This window comes from Ligilactobacillus salivarius (assembly GCF_035231985.1).
Lineage (GTDB): Bacteria > Bacillota > Bacilli > Lactobacillales > Lactobacillaceae > Ligilactobacillus > Ligilactobacillus salivarius.
On record NZ_CP117984.1, the window covers coordinates 164,074 to 182,217 of the forward strand.

16 protein-coding genes and 1 pseudogene are annotated in these 18,144 nt (G+C 33.4%); 16 read left to right on the plus strand and 1 reads right to left on the minus strand.

All coding sequences use genetic code 11. From position 1 onward, the window contains the following. Window positions 1–115: 115 nt before the first annotated feature. The 15 genes and pseudogenes from PTA89_RS09755 to PTA89_RS09825 all read left to right on the plus strand — a co-directional run bounded on the left by PTA89_RS09755 (window position 116) and on the right by PTA89_RS09825 (window position 15,167). The gene (locus PTA89_RS09755) at window positions 116–2,086 is read left to right on the plus strand and encodes a fructose-1,6-bisphosphatase (protein WP_081535606.1); all 1,971 of its coding nucleotides are present in this window, start codon (window positions 116–118) and stop codon (window positions 2,084–2,086) included. Between the two features lie 536 nt (window positions 2,087–2,622). After that, window positions 2,623–5,280: a bifunctional acetaldehyde-CoA/alcohol dehydrogenase gene (adhE, locus tag PTA89_RS09760; RefSeq protein ID WP_324177473.1), complete on the plus strand. Its 2,658-nt coding sequence runs from the start codon at window positions 2,623–2,625 to the stop codon at window positions 5,278–5,280. A gap of 104 nt (window positions 5,281–5,384) precedes the next feature. Next, entirely contained in the window at window positions 5,385–6,281 is an 897-nt protein-coding gene (locus PTA89_RS09765) for an NAD(P)H-dependent flavin oxidoreductase (protein WP_098034790.1), read from the plus strand. A 100-nt stretch (window positions 6,282–6,381) separates the two neighbouring features. Beyond that, window positions 6,382–7,203 (plus strand): phage minor capsid protein, encoded by an 822-nt coding sequence (locus tag PTA89_RS09770; protein WP_225355961.1) that lies wholly within the window; start codon window positions 6,382–6,384, stop codon window positions 7,201–7,203. A 99-nt stretch (window positions 7,204–7,302) separates the two neighbouring features. Beyond that, window positions 7,303–7,548, plus strand: a complete 246-nt coding sequence (locus tag PTA89_RS09775; RefSeq protein WP_034998326.1) for a hypothetical protein — start codon at window positions 7,303–7,305, stop codon at window positions 7,546–7,548. Next, complete coding sequence (locus PTA89_RS09780; protein WP_003708519.1) at window positions 7,538–7,786, plus strand: hypothetical protein; 249 nt, start codon at window positions 7,538–7,540, stop codon at window positions 7,784–7,786. Before PTA89_RS09775 ends, PTA89_RS09780 begins: the two co-directional genes overlap by 11 nt. Window positions 7,787–7,985: 199 nt before the next feature. Beyond that, window positions 7,986–8,234, plus strand: a pseudogene (locus PTA89_RS09785) (phage scaffolding protein); the annotation flags it as partial. Between the two features lie 301 nt (window positions 8,235–8,535). Continuing rightward, window positions 8,536–8,811: a hypothetical protein gene (locus tag PTA89_RS09790; protein ID WP_324177474.1), complete on the plus strand. Its 276-nt coding sequence runs from the start codon at window positions 8,536–8,538 to the stop codon at window positions 8,809–8,811. Window positions 8,812–9,229: 418 nt separating this feature from the next. Continuing rightward, window positions 9,230–10,033 carry an SDR family oxidoreductase gene (locus tag PTA89_RS09795; RefSeq protein WP_003706807.1) on the plus strand — a complete coding sequence of 268 codons (804 nt, stop codon included), beginning with the start codon at window positions 9,230–9,232 and terminating at the stop codon, window positions 10,031–10,033. Between the two features lie 15 nt (window positions 10,034–10,048). Then, window positions 10,049–11,908, plus strand: a complete 1,860-nt coding sequence (locus tag PTA89_RS09800) for a BglG family transcription antiterminator (RefSeq protein ID WP_095758326.1) — start codon at window positions 10,049–10,051, stop codon at window positions 11,906–11,908. Beyond that, complete coding sequence (locus PTA89_RS09805) at window positions 11,909–12,406, plus strand: transcriptional regulator GutM (protein ID WP_004564420.1); 498 nt, start codon at window positions 11,909–11,911, stop codon at window positions 12,404–12,406. 11 nt (window positions 12,407–12,417) lie between these two features. After that, window positions 12,418–12,960: a PTS glucitol/sorbitol transporter subunit IIC gene (gene srlA / locus PTA89_RS09810; protein ID WP_003699442.1), complete on the plus strand. Its 543-nt coding sequence runs from the start codon at window positions 12,418–12,420 to the stop codon at window positions 12,958–12,960. 16 nt (window positions 12,961–12,976) lie between these two features. Then, window positions 12,977–14,002 carry a PTS glucitol/sorbitol transporter subunit IIB gene (gene srlE, locus PTA89_RS09815; RefSeq protein ID WP_003699444.1) on the plus strand — a complete coding sequence of 342 codons (1,026 nt, stop codon included), beginning with the start codon at window positions 12,977–12,979 and terminating at the stop codon, window positions 14,000–14,002. Between the two features lie 37 nt (window positions 14,003–14,039). Next, window positions 14,040–14,420 (plus strand): PTS glucitol/sorbitol transporter subunit IIA, encoded by a 381-nt coding sequence (locus tag PTA89_RS09820; RefSeq protein WP_003699445.1) that lies wholly within the window; start codon window positions 14,040–14,042, stop codon window positions 14,418–14,420. A gap of 66 nt (window positions 14,421–14,486) precedes the next feature. Then, window positions 14,487–15,167 carry a fructose-6-phosphate aldolase gene (locus PTA89_RS09825; RefSeq protein WP_289582885.1) on the plus strand — a complete coding sequence of 227 codons (681 nt, stop codon included), beginning with the start codon at window positions 14,487–14,489 and terminating at the stop codon, window positions 15,165–15,167. Between the two features lie 60 nt (window positions 15,168–15,227). Here the strand turns inward: PTA89_RS09825 and PTA89_RS09830 are convergent, their stop codons facing one another. Then, window positions 15,228–16,223 (minus strand): D-2-hydroxyacid dehydrogenase, encoded by a 996-nt coding sequence (locus PTA89_RS09830; protein WP_324177475.1) that lies wholly within the window; start codon window positions 16,221–16,223, stop codon window positions 15,228–15,230. Between the two features lie 206 nt (window positions 16,224–16,429). Between PTA89_RS09830 and PTA89_RS09835 the strand changes: the two genes are divergently transcribed. Further along, window positions 16,430–17,479, plus strand: a complete 1,050-nt coding sequence (locus tag PTA89_RS09835) for a PTS sugar transporter subunit IIC (RefSeq protein WP_081538421.1) — start codon at window positions 16,430–16,432, stop codon at window positions 17,477–17,479. Window positions 17,480–18,144 lie beyond the last annotated feature (665 nt).

The window sequence follows — 18,144 nt, forward strand, 5'->3', positions numbered from 1 at the left end:
GTTTAATATTTATGAATAAGTGTTTGTAATTAAATAATTAAAATGTATTGACAAAAACCTTTTCAAGGCGTAATGTAAAACCATATTGATGACCATAATATAGGGGTTGATGGCGATGAATTTTGATGATAATGAAGAATTAGTAAATAAGCAAGTTGACATGAATGCTTATTCACACAACTTATTAAAAGAAAAATATCCTACGAAACAAGATGTGATTACTGAAATTATGAACTTGGAAGCAATTTTACATCTTCCAAAGGGAACTGAACACTTTGTAAGTGATTTGCATGGGGAGTATACAGCATTTGATCACGTTTTAAGAAATGGTTCTGGAAGTATTAAACAGAAAATTCAAGACTATTTTTCAGATAGAATGACGGAACAAACGATGCAAGATTTTGCTTTGCTAATCTACTATCCTGAAGATGAATTGGCTCTAGTAAAGAAAAAATTACGTACAGAAAATGAGCTACAACAATGGTACTTAGATAACATTTCCCACTTATTAGAATTTTTAGAATTATCAGGAAGTAAGTATACGCGCTCAAAGGTTCGTAAAGCACTAAATCCTAATTTTGTATACATAACAGAAGAATTATTATATAACGATCCACAAGAATTTAATAAGAGAAGTTATATTAATCAACTTTTGAAGAATATTTTGAAATTAGATCAAGCAGATAAATTTATTATTGCTACCTGTTACACAATTCAAAGATTAGTAGTAGATCACTTACATGTTCTAGGCGATGTTTACGATAGGGGAGAAGAACCAGACAAAATTATGGATAGATTGATGAATTATCATTCTGTCGATATGCAATGGGGAAATCATGATTTACTATGGCTAGGTGCAATGGCAGGCTCAAAACTATGTATGTTGAATTTATTGAGAATTTGTGCAAGATATAATAACTTGAACATTATAGAAGATGCTTATGGGATTAACTTACGTCACCTTTCGAGATTTGCTGAGGAGCAATATGAGGATAATCCTCAATTTAGACCTAAATTGACTAATGGTGATGGGTATAGATTCAACGGCGAAAAGCTACAAATCACGCAAATTCATCAAGCTGTTGCGATGATGCAATTTAAGCTTGAAGGGAAAGTTATAGCTAGAAGACCAGAATTGGAAATGGATGATCGAGATTTACTTAATAAGATAGATTACAAGAAAAATGTAATTAGTTTAAATGGTAAAGAATATCCGTTACAAAATACTTGTTTCAACACTGTAGACCCTAAAAATCCTAGTGAATTAACAGATGAAGAAAATGCGATTGTAGATGAATTATTAATTTCCATTCAACATTCTACAAAATTAAAACGTCATCTAGATTTTATGATGAATAAAGGTAGTATGTACCGTACATATAATGGCAATCTCTTATTCCATGGATGTATTCCTGCAGATGAAGAAGGAAATTTCTGTAGCTTGAAGATTGGTAGTAAAGAATATTCTGGCAAAAAATTGTTTGATTTTTCTGAAAAAATGATTCGAAAAGCTTACTCTAAGCCAAATGTAAAAGATGATTTTGCCACTGATTTTATGTGGTATTTATGGCAAGGAGCTCTTTCCCCACTGTTTGGTAAGAAATCTATGACTACTTTTGAACGTTATTTTATTGCAGATAAAGCTTGTCATGAAGAAGTAAAGAATCCATATTATAAATTAAGGGAAAATAAGGATTTCTGCATCAAAATTTTACAAGAATTTGGATTTGCTGGCGATGATACTAATCATATTATCAATGGTCATACTCCAGTTAAAAGAGGCCATAATGCAATCTGCGCAGAGGGTTATATGTTGGTAATTGATGGAGGATACTCCAAAGCCTATCAGCCAACAACAGGGATCGCTGGATATACATTATTGTATAATTCATATGGCTTGCAACTAGTTTCGCATCAACCATTTACTTCAAAACAAGATGCTATTAGAAGCGGGAAAGATATCGTTTCAACGGTTCGAGTGGTAAAGCATGAATTACAACGAAAATCAGTTGCGGATACTGATATTGGTGAAAATATTAAAGAAAAAATTAGAGTTTTGTATAATTTATTGAGAAATTATGATTAGAATAAAACATCATCTCAGAGCTAATTTGAGATGATGTTTTTTGATGAAAATAGTTGTTATACGTAGCATTGACACACTTGATAATCTGATGTTGTTGTTTTTAAACTAAATGGAATTAATGGCGATTAATGAGATTTGTAAAAAACAGTGTTATTTTAACTATAATTATGAACTTAACGTTTGATCAACATTAAGTTATTTTTTTGTTGATAAAATTCTCGGAATATATTGTAAAAGTGTACCATATGAGATATGATTAAATTATAATAGAAAACGTTTACAAAAAATATTTTTTAAGTTTTTTGTTACGCTTTATTTTGTATTTTTAATCGATTGATATAAGTGACTTATTTAACAAAATCTGAGAAAAAATAAAATTAAATTTAAAAATAGTATTGATTTATTGTAGATATGATGTTATTTTATAAGTGTAATATTTGTGAATTAATTCACGATAACATAATTATATTTGTATCGTTTATTAATGGTTAAATATTAACTTATAGTTTATTTAGCTATAGTAGGAGGCTAAAGCAATGGTTAACAAGACAAACAACAAAGAAGAAGATGCTCGTGCATACACTGATGGTTTAGTAGAAAAAGCATTAAAAGCTGAACAAGAATATTCTACTTTCTCACAAGAACAAGTAGATAAAATTGTTGCAGCAGCTGCTTTGGCAGGTTCAGAAGCTGCTTTGATTTTAGCTCATGAAGCAGTAGATGAAACTGGACGTGGGGTTGTAGAAGATAAGGATACAAAGAACCGTTTCGCAACTGAAAATGTCTATAATGCTATTAAGAATGATAAAACAGTTGGTGTAATTGAAGAAGATAAGATTAAAGGCGAAGTAAAAATTGCAGCTCCACTTGGTGTTTTAGCAGGTATTGTACCTACAACAAACCCAACATCAACAGCAATGTTTAAGTCATTATTAGCATTGAAGACTAGAAACGCAATTGTATTCGCTTTCCACCCACAAGCACAAAAATGTTCAGCACATGCTGCAAAGATCGTTTATGATGCAGCTGTAAAAGCTGGTGCTCCAAAGAACATTATTCAATGGATTGAAGAACCAAGTCTAGAAAAGACAACAGCTCTTATTCAAAATCCAAAGATTGCTTCTATTTTAGCTACTGGTGGTCCAGGAATGGTTAATGCAGCTTTGAAGTCTGGTAATCCATCAATGGGTGTAGGTGCTGGTAATGGTGCTATCTACGTTGATCATACAGCACACCTTGACAGAGCTGTTGAAGATTTACTTCTATCTAAGAGATTTGATAACGGTATGATTTGTGCTACTGAAAACTCTGCAGTTGTTGAAGCTCCTATCTATGATGAATGGCTAAAGAAGATGGAAGAAAAAGGAGCATATGTTGTTCCTAAGAAAGACTATAAGAAGATTGAAGATTTCGTATTCAATGATAGACATGGTGTAAATGGCCCAGTTGCTGGTAAGCCAGCTCGCTGGATTGCTGAACAAGCTGGTGTAGAACTTCCAGAAGGTAAAGACGTAATGTTATTTGAACTTTCTGCTAAGAACATCGGTGAAAAGCTATCATCTGAAAAACTTTCTCCATTATTGTCGGTATATAAAGCAAAAGATCGTGAAGATGGTATTAAGACCGTTGCTGCATTATTAGATTATCAAGGTGCAGGCCATAACGCTGCTATCCAAATTGGTTCTCAATCCGATCCATTTATAAAAGAATTTGGTGATAGAACTAAAGCAGCTCGTATCTTGGTAAATCAACCTGATTCCATTGGTGGTATTGGCGATATTTACACAGATGGCTTACGTGCAAGTTTGACACTTGGAACAGGATCATGGGGGAAGAATTCATTGTCACATAATTTATCAACATCAGACCTATTAAATGTTAAGACAGTTGCTAAGAGACGTAACAGACCTCAATGGGTTCGTTTACCAGAAAAGATCTACTACGAAAAGAATGCTATCAGCTATCTACAAGATGAAACTGAAGATATCAACCGTGCATTCATCGTAGCTGACCCAGGAATGGTTAAGTTTGGATTTGTAGACAAAGTTTACGATCAATTAGCAGCAAGAGAAAATGAAGTTAAGACAGCTCTTTATGGAACTGTAAGACCTGACCCAATGTTAGGACAAACAATTGAAATTGCTCAACAAATGGCACAATTCGAACCAGATACAGTTATTGCTATCGGTGGTGGTTCTGCATTGGATGCTACAAAGATTGCTCGTTACATCTATGAATACTCCTTAGATCAAGAACCAGGATTCTTAGATAGCTACGAAAAAGTTAGTGAAGTATTTAAAGAATTACAACAAAAATTCGTTGATATTCGTAAGAGAATTGTTAAATTCCATCACGCTAAGAAGACAAGAATGTTTGCAATTCCAACAACATCTGGTACAGGTTCTGAAGTAACACCATATGCTGTTATTACAGATGATAATACACACGTTAAGTATCCATTAACAGACTATGAATTGACACCACAAGTAGCAATTGTAGATCCAGAATTTGTAATGACTGTTCCTAAGAGAACTGTAGCTCTATCTGGATTGGATAGTTTGTCACATGCTCTTGAATCATATGTATCAGTCATGGCATCCGATTTCACACGCCCATGGTCAATGCAAGCTATTAAGTTAGTATTTGAAAACTTGGAAGCTTCATATAAGTATGATCCAAAACATCCTACATTAGAAGGCGAAAAAGCTCGCGAAAATATGCACTATGCTGCAACATTAGCAGGTATGGCATTTGCTAATGCATTCTTGGGTATTAACCACTCAATCGCTCACAAGACTGGTGGGGAATTTGGATTACCTCATGGTTTGGCAATTTCCATTGCTATGCAACACGTAATTAAATTTAACGGTGCTTCTGGTCGTGTAAAACGTACACCATTCCCACGTTATGAAGTATATCGTGCTCAAAAAGACTATGCAGATATTGCTCGTGCATTAGGTTTGAAAGGTAACTCAGATGCTGAATTAGTAGATGCATTATGCAACAAGATTAACGATTTAATGAAGAAATTAGACGTTGAACCTAAGTTATCTGCAAATGGTGTAACTAAAGAACAATTTGAAAAAGCTCTTGATAAGATGGTTGATCGTGTTTACGATGATCAATGCACAACTGCAAATCCTCGTCAACCATACTTGGAAGAAATTCGTCAATTGTTGATCGATCAATTCTAATTATTTAGTAAATTGTAATTACCATTAATATCAATTGGGATATCTTATAACTATATGGTTGTAAGATATCCTTTTTATATTTTAAATAATTGAGGTGAGAAATCATGAATCGAATTACAGAAATGTTAGGAATTAAATATCCAATTATTCAAGGAGCGATGCAAGATGTAGCCAAAGCAAGATTGGTGGCAGCTGTTTCTAATGCTGGTGGGCTAGGTGTATTAGCTTCAGGTCAAGATACACCTGAACAGGTACGCGAAGAAATCCATAAAGTAAAAGAATTAACTGATAAACCATTTGCTGTTAACTTGATGTTTTTAAATAAGAAAGTTCCAGAAATCGTTGATGTTGTCATTGAAGAAGGAGTAAAAATTGTAACAACTGGTGCTGGTACACCTAAATTGTACATGCCTAAACTAAAGGAAGCAGGAATAAAAGTAATGCCTGTAATTCCAAACGTAAAAATTGCTAAGAAGATGGAAGAGCTAGGTGTAGATGCTGTTATTGCTGAAGGTATGGAGAGTGGAGGTCATATTGGAACTATGACATCACAAATACTCTGGCCTCAAGTTGTTGACGCTGTAAAAATTCCGGTTATTGCAGCTGGGGGAATTGCTGATAATCGTGGAGTGAAAGCAGCGATGGCGATGGGAGCTGAAGGTGTACAATGTGGTACAATTTTCTCAATTTCTAAGGAAAGTCCCGTTGGTGACAATTGGAAGAAAGTGATTATTGAATCAAAGGACACTTCTATTGGTGTAATTGGTACAAAAATGGGAGTAGCTAGCCGAATAGTTGTAAATAAGAAAGCTAAAGAGCTATATGAGTTAGAAGACAAAATGACTGATAAGTTAAAATTCAATCAATTATTAGATGAGGCATATCAGAAAGCTGTCTATCAAGATGATGTAGAGAATGGGATAATATTTGCTGGTTCAGTCGCTGGAATGATTCATGAGAGCAAGAGTGCTGCAGAAATTATTTCTGATTTAATGAGGTAGTAGGTAAGCTAAAAATAATATTGAAATTGAAGAATTGTTAAGGATAAATTTTGTCCTTAACAATTCTTTTATAGAGATTATTTGTTACAAGAATAGTTTAATGTCTAGCTACTCTAACAGCCGTGAAGCGTGTGCTTATATTCAAGGCAAGGTAGTCAATATAGTTCCAACTAATGATCCTAATTATAATGACAAGTATGATTCAATCTACAATCACGGTTACGGTGAACCCGCTGGAACATTAGGAATTAACTGCAGGCACAAATTATTTCCACTTACTCCAGGTGTCAATGTAAATAACATGACCCAGTATAATCCTAAAGAAGCAATTAGAAATGGTAATTTGCAACAAAAGCAACGTTATTATGAACGCTCAACTAGAGATGCTAAGAAACGTTTGAAAGTTGTTGAGGAATTAGAAGACGAGCAGATGATAGCTCCTCGCACTAAAACACTAATTGCAGCACGTCAAAAGAAGTTAAGAGAATACACTAAAGAAACTAACAAGATGTATGGTAAGAAGTATGATATTTTGACTAGGGATTATGCTAGGAAACAAATTATTTCTAAAAATAAGCCAATAATTGAGCAATTTAGACGAGATGTAAGATATACTACGAATAGAAGGAAGGTTAATGATAAATCTTCTAGCCCAATAAGCAAACTAGAGCTCAATAAAATAACTAAGGTCTTTAGAAAAGCTAGCGGTCAAATCCTTATGGGACAAGAAATAGATGCTAGATTAGAAAGGGAAAGAGCAGAAGCATCAAATATTAATGACGCTATAATGCTTTCTTCTAAAGCTGGTCGAGCAGCTTTAGAAGAATTGATTCATGCTAAACAAATGAAGGTTAATGGAAATCCTGTAGATAAAAAAAGATGCTTGTTTAAGAGAAATTCAAGCTGGAAATATTTTACTTAAGAATGCAACTAAGTGGAATTTGACAGAGAAAGAGATTGAAGATACAAAGACATTAATAGAAATATATACAAATAAACTTAATAAGTTGGAGGAAGATTGATGAAAGCGATAGATGTTTTTTACTTGGAACACGACGATATTTCATGTATCACTGTACAAAGAACGGATATTGTGGCAGGTCAAAAGATAATTGATGAAAATGGAACAATATTTGAAGTATATGGTCTTGTTCCTAATGGTCGTGGATTGCTCAATGGAATTTCTAGTTTACTAGTTCATGGCAAATTTGAAGGGAATATTGTGAATTTAGTAGATGAACCTAAAGGGGTAACAAATGAAAATTAGTATTGAAACTAACTTATATGATATTTTAGATAAATTTCAATGTAAATGGGTTAATGTACAATTAAAAGAAGGTAAATCAGTAAAAGTGTTTCTCTTGGATATAGATTTTCTTGAAGATAATGATGTTGGAGACGCTATTGTGTATAACACAACTGGTAGTTTAGACTATGGAGATGCTATTTATCTAAAAGATATGAATGAAATTGAATTATATAAGGATGGTAAATCAAGAGAGTAACATTCCGACCTGAGTAAGTCATAAAACTGCTTTTTTTGTATGCAATCAATCAGCGTGGAGCGTTCCACGTAAAATAAAAACGATAGGAGAGATTGACATGAAACGTGAAGATTTGAAGGATTTAGGTTTGACTGATGAACGTGACGGCTTGAAATCACAACTTGGTGAACGAGAACGAGATAAGTAATTAGATAGCTTACAAAAGTCATCTAGAGATGTTGATGATTTAAACGAAGAAATCAAGCAATTACAATCTGATAATAAGAAAGCTAATGAAGAATGGCAAAATAAATTAGCTACTCAAACTAAGAATTTTAAAATCGAAACAGCATTACGTGAAGCAGATGAAGAAGAATTTGAAACATTGGTCGAAGTAATGTCCGCTAAGGTTAAAGAAGATAGACCAGTCTCATCAAGAGAAGCATTAAGACGCTTATGGGGAAAGTAAAATATGGTATAATAATCATATGAGAAAGTCCCGGAGGTGAGATATGAAGAAAATGTATAACTGGTTAAAAAAAGACGATCGTTTTTGGTGGATACTAATAATTACAGTAATACTAGCTATAATTATTGGCACGATGTTCTTCTGGGACTGGATATGGAAGCATATTTATATTTGGATTTTTCTTTATATTAGCCTAAGTATAATAGGTAATGTGAGACCATATTGGCGAAGATGAGTAAACTATATTTTTAGATTATTAAAAGTCAACTGAAAAAATGAAGTGCCTTACAATCGCTAGACTTTGTCTAACAATTGTAAGGCACTTCAAATAGTGTCATTTAATAATAAGTTGAGTGAGAAAATAAAATCTAGTAGAAAAAAGTTAATTGATTATACAGTTAAATTCTCTACTGTTTTATCAGGAGTAATGCCTATTATCAAAGGTATAGGAGCTGCTGCAGTTGACGGAGCTCAAAAAGCTAGTGATTTACAAAATGCTTATGTTAAGACTTTTAATTTGCTAACTACTGGTGGCGAAAAGGCTGCAGAGGCTACTAAAAATGTAGCTAAAATGTAGGCAGAAGGCAAAGAAATGTCTGTACAGTATGGTGTCAGTCAACAAAAGATTGCTGACGGTGGTTATTCATCTTCACAAGCACTCGGTTCAATGAAAACAATGCTACAGCCAGTGTAGCGTCAAGTGAAGATTTTAATGACGTTGTACATAATTCTACTGCGGCATTAGAAGTTTTTGGAGAAAGTAGATATAACAAAGAAGATGGCGACAAATACTAAATATATTAATGAAGTATTTCATTTAAATAAATTCATACACAGTGTTGATTTGAATTTATATTATCTATATAATTTTATTTAAATATTTAATTCGTGCAATATTTTTCTCAGATTTTAGAAATTCTTTGTATTAATTGTTGTAACCGTTAACACTAAAATAAGAATTGTAATAAAGATATAAAGTTATTGGAGGAATTCTTATGAGTGAGAACTGGTTGAACTTAAATGAAAAGGTGTACATTGTAACAGGTGGTTCTTCTGGTATTGGGGAAGCAATTGTAAAAGAATTATTAAATGACGGCGCATATGTATATGATGCAGATTTGCAACCAGCTAAGGAAGAACATGATCATTTAACATTTGTAGAGACAGATGTAACAAATAAAGAACAAGTTGATGCATTAGTTGCTAGAGTTATTGAAGAACATGGACATATTGATGGGGTTGTAAATAATGCAGGTATTAACTTGCCTAGGTTATTAGTAGATGCTAAGGAAAGTAATAGTAAATATGAATTAACTGAAAATGATTTTGACAAGATGTTCAATGTCAATGTAAAGAGTGTATTTTTAATGTCACAAGCTGTTGCTCGTCAATTAGTAAAACAAAAATCAGGTGTAATTGTTAATATGGCTTCTGAAGCTGGTTTGGAAGGTTCACAAGGACAAAGCATCTATTCAGGAACTAAAGCAGCGATTGTAGGTTTAACACGTTCATGGGCAAAAGAATTAGGTGAATTCAATGTTCGTGTAGTAGGTGTAGCTCCTGGAATTATGGAAGCAACAGGTTTAAGAACACTAGCTTATGAAGAAGCTTTAGCATATACAAGACACAAAACGGTTGAAGATATCCGTGCAGGATACAAGAGTAAGAGTACTACACCATTAGGAAGAAGTGGTAAATTATCAGAAGTTGCTGATTTAGTTGCCTACTACTTATCAGACAGATCAAGTTATATAACAGGTGTTACAACAAATGTTGCCGGAGGAAAATCTCGCGGATAGAAAGTGGGATAGGTTATGAATGTATTAAACTATCAATTGTTTAAGATTCTTACGACAAATGATTCGATTACAGTAGATAGGTTAGTTAGTGAGTTACAGGTATCTAAGAAAACTTTACAAAAGTATATAACGAGTTTGAATGAAGAATTAGGTGAAATAGCTGAGATTCAAGAAAAAAATCAAAAATATTATTTGAAAGTTGAAGATTATGCTAGATTAGCTAAATTTCAGACACATTATTTAAAGACAACTTTGGATTTCAATAATCCTTTAAAACGTCAAGCGTATATATTATTGATGCTGATTAAATCTAAAGGATATATGTTACTTGATGATTTATCTGAATATTTGATGGTAAGTAAAGGTACAATCAATCGTGATATTAAAGAAATAAAACTTCTATTAAAAGATTACGATACTACTATTCGATCGGTAAGTAACAACGGGGTAATGCTAGAAAGTAAAGCAGATTGTCAGATTGCTTTCATTCTGCGTAACTTTGTTTGTGACTACTATGATTTGGGCGAGAAACTAGCAATTGAAGAAAAGCAGGAAATAACCAAATTAGTTAGAAAGTACGATAAAAGTAAAACAGTACGTAATTTAATAATAAGACATTTGAAAATACTTAACTTCTTACATGAACATGGTAGAAAAATTTCAACGACTCCAGACTGTTATTATGAATTGACTAGTTCTAAAGTAAATGACGAAATTATATCTATATTGAAGAAGTATTTACATTCTGAGGAAATAACAGAAGCAGAAAAAAGTTTCCTATTGATACCGCTGAATATCAACTATAGTAATAGAAATACTGAACGAATAAATAAACGCTTGATGTGGATAGATGAGTTGTTCGCAGAAATTTTTAGTCAAGTTAAGGAAAATATCAGTCTAGATATTGATTACAATCGAGTCTTTGAACAGATAAAGTATCATTCAATTTTCATGATAAATAGAAGTGCCACATATATGAGAAATGATGATCTATTCAGTCAAGAAATTGTTGAAAAATATCCAGTGGCAGTAGATTTAGCTATTATGACAGTTAATTTATTAGAAAGTAAACTGCATATTAAGATTTCAGATAAAGAATTGGGTTATTTAGCACTTTATTATCAAATGGAAATAGAAGATGAAAAAAGAGGGAATCCTCAATATCATAAAGTTGCGATTGTTGGTGAAGTAAGTAAAAGTATTCAAAATTTGATTATTAGTAGGTTAAATGAAACTTTTCAAGGAACAACTGAAGCGGATATTTTCAAGAGTAGTGAAAGTTTCAAGAAATCATCTGAACGTTACTTGATTGTATTTTCAACTTTACCACTTGAAAGTAAAGATGTTACAACTCCAATTGTTAGAATTCAGAGTATCTTTAAGAATGACGAATTAGTTAGCAAAGTAACTCTATCGCAAGTTATGGCGGGAATTAGTAGCCAACAAGTAAAATTTAGAATTCAAAGATTTGAAGAAAGAATTTCCTATTTGAAAGCTGTGGAGAATTTAATTGATACAGAAATTTCAACAGGTGAATTATTACCAGGATTTAAGCTAGATTGGAAGAAAAGAGAAGAAAAAATGAGTAATGTCTTCCAAAATGGGATTGCAATTCCGCATATGGTTGATAAATCTAATCATTCTAGAATATTATTGACGGTTGGCATCTTATCAAAAGCTGTAAAATATCAAGGAAAAGAAGTAAGAATTATTTTCTTAATAGGTATACCGCAAAATCTAAACTCTAAATTGAGTAAGATTCTGTCTCACGTATACGACTTAATCTTTATGATTTCAGGATATGATGAAATTTATAATAATTTGTTGGAATATGACATGGATTTACCATTAACACAGATAACGGAGGGAATATAGATGATTATTTTAATAGGATTGATTGTTGTAGGGGCGTTTCTCTTACAAGGATTGTTTGGAATCTTTCAAATTAAAAATTTTTCCAGAAATTATCGTGAACTAAGATTACTAGGACCTTATCGCATTCTGATTGGTAAAAATCCTAAACGTTTCTTTTCAGGTTCATTGATGTTGATAGCGATAGATAATGATGGAAATATAAAAGAAGCCCGTTTAATGCAAGGGGTTACAGTGTTTGCTAAATTTAGAACATTGAAGAAACTCGAAGGTAAAAATATCGCGGTTTTAGCTGCAGATTATCAAGAGTTAAAGAGAATGAATAAATTGACTAGACAATGTTTATTGAATGCTTACAAAACTTTTGTTGATTTTAAGACACAAAAATTGTCAGCAAGTGCTTACGATACAAGTGTAAATGTGTTCAACATGCCATTATTTACGAAGATTGGTTTAATGGCAAATAATTTGAAGGTAAATATGTCAAAGAAATTTAATTAGGAGATGATCTCATGGATATAGTTGTAAATCTTGCATCAGGTTTTATGAACCTCTTTGAAACAGGTGGAAAAACATTCATTGGTTGGATGAAGACAATCGTACCAGTTGTATTGCTATTATTGGTTTTAATGAATACAATTATTGCATTCTTAGGTGAAGAAAAGATGGATAAGATTGCTAGAGGAGCATCTAAGAACATCTTTACACGTTATCTAATTTTGCCATTCTTATCAGCATTTATGTTAGGTAATCCAATGTCCTTTACAATGGCTCGTTTCTTACCTGAATACTACAAGCCAAGTTACTACGCTGCACAAGCTCAATTCTGTCATACAAGTAATGGGGTATTCCCTCACATCAATCCAGGTGAATTGTTTGTATGGATGGGTATCGCACAAGGTGTACAAAAATTAGGTTTGAATAGTATGGACTTAGCTATTAGATACTTATTAGTAGGTTTGGTTATGAATTTCATTGGTGGTTGGGTAACTGACTTTACAACTGCTTATGTATGTCGCACAACTGGAATTAAGTTATCTAAGACAGTGGATTAATTGGAGGTAATGAACTATGAGTAAATGGAACAGTATTAAAATCGTAAAAGGCTCAGGTGGTTGGGGTGGTCCAATCGTTGTAACACCAACAGAAGAAAAACATAAAGTAGTTTATGTAACAGGTGGTAACAGACCAGATATTGTTGATACAATTGTTGAATTAACAGGTATGGAAGCTATTGATGGGTTTAAGACAGCAATTCCTGATGAAGAAATCGCATTAGCAATTGTTGACTGTGGTGGTACTTTACGTTGTGGTATTTACCCAAGTAAAAATATTTTGACAGTAAATGTTCTTCCAACAGGTAAGAGTGGTCCGTTAGCTAAATACATTACTCCAGAATTATATGTATCTGCTGTAACTCCAAAACAAATTTCATTAGTAAATGCTGAAGATGCAGAAGCAATTGTTAAGCAACAAAATGAAAAGGCTACCAAAGAAGAAACTGCAGCTGATAAAGAAGACGGAATAGATACTTCTAAGACGTTGACACAACAAGGTCATGGTGGCGGATTTATCGCTAAGATTGGTATTGGTGTAGGTAAAGTTGTTGCTACATTTAACCAAGCTGCTAAGGAATCAGTACAAACAGTTTTGAATACAATTATTCCATTTATGGCATTCGTTGCTTTGCTAATCGGTATTATCATGGGTTCCGGTATTGGTAACTGGTTCGCTAAAATCATGGTACCTCTTGCAGGTAACGTTTGGGGCTTGATGATTTTAGGTTTCATTTGTTCATTGCCATTCTTATCACCATTACTTGGACCAGGTGCTGTAATCGCCCAAGTTATCGGTACTCTAATTGGTGTTGAAATTGGTAAAGGTCATATTCCTCCACAATATGCATTACCAGCATTGTTCGCTATCAATACTCAAAATGCTTGTGACTTCATTCCTGTTGGTTTAGGTCTTGAAGAAGCTAAGCCAGAAACAGTTGAAGTTGGGGTTACATCTGTATTGTACTCACGTTTCTTAAACGGTTTACCTCGAGTATTTGTAGCATGGTTAGCTAGTTTTGGATTATATTCAGGAAAATAAAAGTAAAAAATGAATTGATGATGAGGTGTGATTTATTATGTTCTTACAAAAGAAAAAGACTAAACTTTACGAAACAGAAGTTATAGAAATTGGTGAAGAAGCTAAGAATTTCAAGGAAATTAAAATGGTTATCTTATTTGGTGAAGGTGCTCCAGATGCGCTTAGACCATCTTGCTACATCATTAAAGTAAACGAATTATCTGGCGAAATAAAGGCAGGCATGACTTTACAAATTGACGATGAAAAATATAAAATAACAGCAGTAGGTAACGAAGTTCAAACTAACTTGAAGAACTTAGGTCATATAGCTATTAATTTCACAGGAGATAAAACTGCTACATTACCAGGATCAATGTACGTAGAAGAAAAGGAATATCCTGAAATTAATGAAGGTACAAAAATTGCTATTATAAAATAAATTAGGGAAGCATAGGGAGCGTTGAGGTTTCTCTATGCTTTTTTAGCATGAAAGGACAAAATAGATATGGAATTTTTATTAGATACAGTTGATTTGAAAAAGATTAAATATTACTGTGATAAATTAAATGTTAAAGGAGTAACTTCTAATCCAACGATCCTAAAAAAAGCTGGAGTAGGCGATGATTTATTCGTACATCTAAAAAAAATAAAGGAAATTATTGGAGATGAAAGAGAACTCCACGTACAAGTTGTAGCACCTTCTGTATCTGGAATGATAGATGAAGCTCACAAAATTGTAGATGAAGTAGGCAAGGATGTATATATTAAAGTTCCAACTACTTTAGATGGGTTAGAAGTCATGAAAAAACTAAAGGCTGAAGGAATTAGGGTAACAGCAACCGCAATTTATACGGAATTTCAAGGTTATCAAGCAATTAATGTTGGTGCTGACTACTTGGCTCCTTACTATAATAGAATGTTAAATCAAAATATTGATTCAGCTGAGGTTATTAGAAATCTAGCTAAAAGAATTAACTTAGATAATAGTAATACTAAAATTTTAGCTGCAAGTTTCCATAATGTAGCACAAGTAAATGAAGCATTAAGCAATGGTGCTCAAGCTGTAACAGTTGGTCCTGATATTGTAGCATCTGCTTTTAAGATGCCATCTATTTCTCAAGCTGTGGTAGATTTTAGAAATGACTGGGAAAGTCTATATGGTGATGAAAATATAAATAACTTATAGTAAGTATAACAAAAAACCTCTGAGATGGATTCTCAGAGGTTTTTATTAGGATTAAACTAATTAGTTTACACGTGTTGAAGCATTGCCAGTTTCCAATACTTCCAAAGTAGCATTTAAACCACCTTCAACTAAGTTTCTAACAGCTTCATCAGTGTAGTATGCTACGTGTGGTGAGTAGATAATCTTATCAGATTCAAGTACTTTCTTGAATGTTTCGTCTTCAATATCTTTTCCAGTTAGGTCAATAGGAACTAATGGACCTTCGTGTTCGTAAACATCAAGACCAGCTCCAGCTAAAAGGCCATCGTCTAAAGCTTTCAATAAATCTTCTGTATCAATTAAAGCACCACGAGCCATGTTAACTAATACAGCGTTAGATTTGAATTTCTTGAACATTTCGTAGTTAAACATGTGATGGTTTTCCTTGAAAGCAGGCATATGTAAAGAAATAATGTCTGCATCGCGGATAGCATCTTCTACGGAATCACGATATTCTAAGATACCGTCTAATTTGTCACTAGGATATAGATCATAGCCGACAACTTTAGCACCAAAACCATGGAAGATTTTAGCTACATGGTAACCAATACGACCAGTTCCGATAACAGCAACTGTCATATCGCCGATAACACGACCTCTGATTTCAGGTTCCCATGAGAAATTATGTTCTTTAACACGTTTTTCAATTAATGGGAATTTACGTACTAAGTTCAATGCTGTAGTTACAGTGTATTCAGCAATTGATTCTGGGGAGTAGCTAGGCACGTTAGTAATAATAATGCCATTTTCTTTAGCAGCATCTAAATTGTACATATCATAACCAGCACTACGTTGTGCGATTTGTTTGATACCAAATTCTTTCAATTTAGGATATAAGTCATCTGTAACTTCTGCTACCTGCATTAAAGTTAGACCGTCAAAACCCTTAACTTCATCGATAGTATCAGATGTAAGGATGTCACTAGTCATATCAATTTTAACGTTGTGTTCCTTTGCCCAGTTTTCAGCCATTGGACGTTCTTCATCACGAACACCAAACATTTTGATTGAAACCATAAAAAATACCTCCTTGTGTGTATGATAACCTTTACAATATATAGTATACCATTTATTATAACAGAATACTTAAATATAAAGGTTAAATTTAATTAATTTTTTACACTTTCTTCTAATGAAGTAAAGAAACTAAAGAAAAATATATTTACATTGCTCACAACGTCACTTATAATATATGTATATTTTACATAAAGAAGGTGACGAATTTGGAAACAACAAAGATTACACCCAAAGTTTTCATTGATCGTGTTTTAGGCGGTACTGCCATCGGAATTATAGTTGGTTTAATTCCTAATGCTGTTCTTGCCGCTATCCTCAAGATGTTCGGCACTAATCCTTTTGCCGTACATTTAGGACAAGCAGCAATTATTTTCCAATTAGGAACACCTTTAATTATTGGTACATTGATTGCTCAAAAGTTTGGCTTTGATGGCATGAAGATGACCGTAGTTGGTGGAGCCGCATTTGTAGGTTCTGGCGTAATTAAATACTTTCCAGCGTTGAATAAGACAGGAGCTTATGTAGGTGCTGGAACAGGGGATATTATTAATACTATGTTAACAGCAGCGATTGCAGTTGGATTAATTCTGTTGATAGGCGATAAATTTGGATCAGTAGCAATCGTTTTAACACCAATTGTAGTAGGAGCAGGTGCTGGCTTAATTGGATTCTATATGTATCCATATGTTACAGCGATAACTTCCGCAATTGGTAATGTGATTAACACATTTACAGAATTACAACCAGTTTTAATGTGTATTTTAATTGCCTGCTCTTTTGCAGTGTTAATTATCTCTCCAATTTCAACAGTAGCGATTGCAATGGCTATCCAAGTTAACGGCTTAGCTGCTGGTGCTGCTGCAATGGGAGTTGCTGCAACAACACTTGTACTTGTAGTAAACTCATGGAAAGTTAACAAGCCAGGGGTAACAATCGCGATTGCCTTAGGTGCGATGAAGATGATGATGCCTAACTTATTTAGACGTCCAATTATCTTAGTACCATGTTTCTTTACAGCAATAATTTCTGCAGTTCCTGTAGCTTTGATGTCAATTTCAGGTTCTCCTGCTTCCGGTGGTTTTGGTTTAGTAGGTTTAGTAGGACCATTAGCATCAATTGAAAAAGGCCTAGGCGTTGTCGCAGCATTGCTAGCATGGTTAGTTATTCCAGTTATTGCGTCACTTGTTGGTCAATTCTTATTTGAAAAAGTATTTAAGCTATATGACCGCAAAGATGTTTTTGAATTTTTAGGTTAGAAAATATTAGAGTTGAATAATTGATGAAGACACTAGAGAAATCTGGTGTCTTTTTTAACAGTAAAATATTAAATTTTTAGATATAGACACAGGAGAAATTCTAAAATTTATGCAAATAAAGCGATATCAAAGTTTGTTTTGCATAAATTAAGAAATTGGTCCTATGTCGAAATCGCAAAAATTAACCTAACAGTTTATAGTTTAATGACCTAAGCTTTGTTAGTATATAAGTGTACCGATGAAGCTAGTGGATAAGGTGTGACAAGCCGCCTAGCCATACGTCTCTTAATAACTACTATGACGAAATATACGGATACGTTTATTTTTTCTAATTTCCACTTAGGTAGTACTAATTGGGAGCAACGAAAAAAGTTGTGTAGAGAGAAGCAAGGGGACTCATATCTGAAACTAAGACACTTGCCGTCAGGGATTCGCAATATGCCATCTTCAGTTAATTAAGGCTGATTACCTTAGGAACCAAAGAAGAATATCAATTAAGAATTCGTGTCGTGAAGTTGTGGTAACGTAACTATAACTGACGAGTAAGGTTTGAGTAGCCAAAATCGACAATATTACATTAATTGGAACATTGCACATGTTTGGTGAAAATTGGATAGGAAAAGGTCTATGCCCTGAACTTGAAATGCGGACTAGATCGTGGAAGT

Coding starts and splice junctions, on each gene's coding strand:
- PTA89_RS09755 (WP_081535606.1), top strand. CDS start 116: ATGAATTTTGATGATAATGAAGAATTAGTAAATAAGCAAGTTGACATG.
- adhE (WP_324177473.1), top strand. CDS start 2,623: ATGGTTAACAAGACAAACAACAAAGAAGAAGATGCTCGTGCATACACT.
- PTA89_RS09765 (WP_098034790.1), top strand. CDS start 5,385: ATGAATCGAATTACAGAAATGTTAGGAATTAAATATCCAATTATTCAA.
- PTA89_RS09770 (WP_225355961.1), top strand. CDS start 6,382: ATGTCTAGCTACTCTAACAGCCGTGAAGCGTGTGCTTATATTCAAGGC.
- PTA89_RS09775 (WP_034998326.1), top strand. CDS start 7,303: ATGAAAGCGATAGATGTTTTTTACTTGGAACACGACGATATTTCATGT.
- PTA89_RS09780 (WP_003708519.1), top strand. CDS start 7,538: ATGAAAATTAGTATTGAAACTAACTTATATGATATTTTAGATAAATTT.
- PTA89_RS09795 (WP_003706807.1), top strand. CDS start 9,230: ATGAGTGAGAACTGGTTGAACTTAAATGAAAAGGTGTACATTGTAACA.
- PTA89_RS09800 (WP_095758326.1), top strand. CDS start 10,049: ATGAATGTATTAAACTATCAATTGTTTAAGATTCTTACGACAAATGAT.
- PTA89_RS09805 (WP_004564420.1), top strand. CDS start 11,909: ATGATTATTTTAATAGGATTGATTGTTGTAGGGGCGTTTCTCTTACAA.
- srlA (WP_003699442.1), top strand. CDS start 12,418: ATGGATATAGTTGTAAATCTTGCATCAGGTTTTATGAACCTCTTTGAA.
- srlE (WP_003699444.1), top strand. CDS start 12,977: ATGAGTAAATGGAACAGTATTAAAATCGTAAAAGGCTCAGGTGGTTGG.
- PTA89_RS09820 (WP_003699445.1), top strand. CDS start 14,040: ATGTTCTTACAAAAGAAAAAGACTAAACTTTACGAAACAGAAGTTATA.
- PTA89_RS09825 (WP_289582885.1), top strand. CDS start 14,487: ATGGAATTTTTATTAGATACAGTTGATTTGAAAAAGATTAAATATTAC.
- PTA89_RS09830 (WP_324177475.1), bottom strand. CDS start 16,223: ATGGTTTCAATCAAAATGTTTGGTGTTCGTGATGAAGAACGTCCAATG.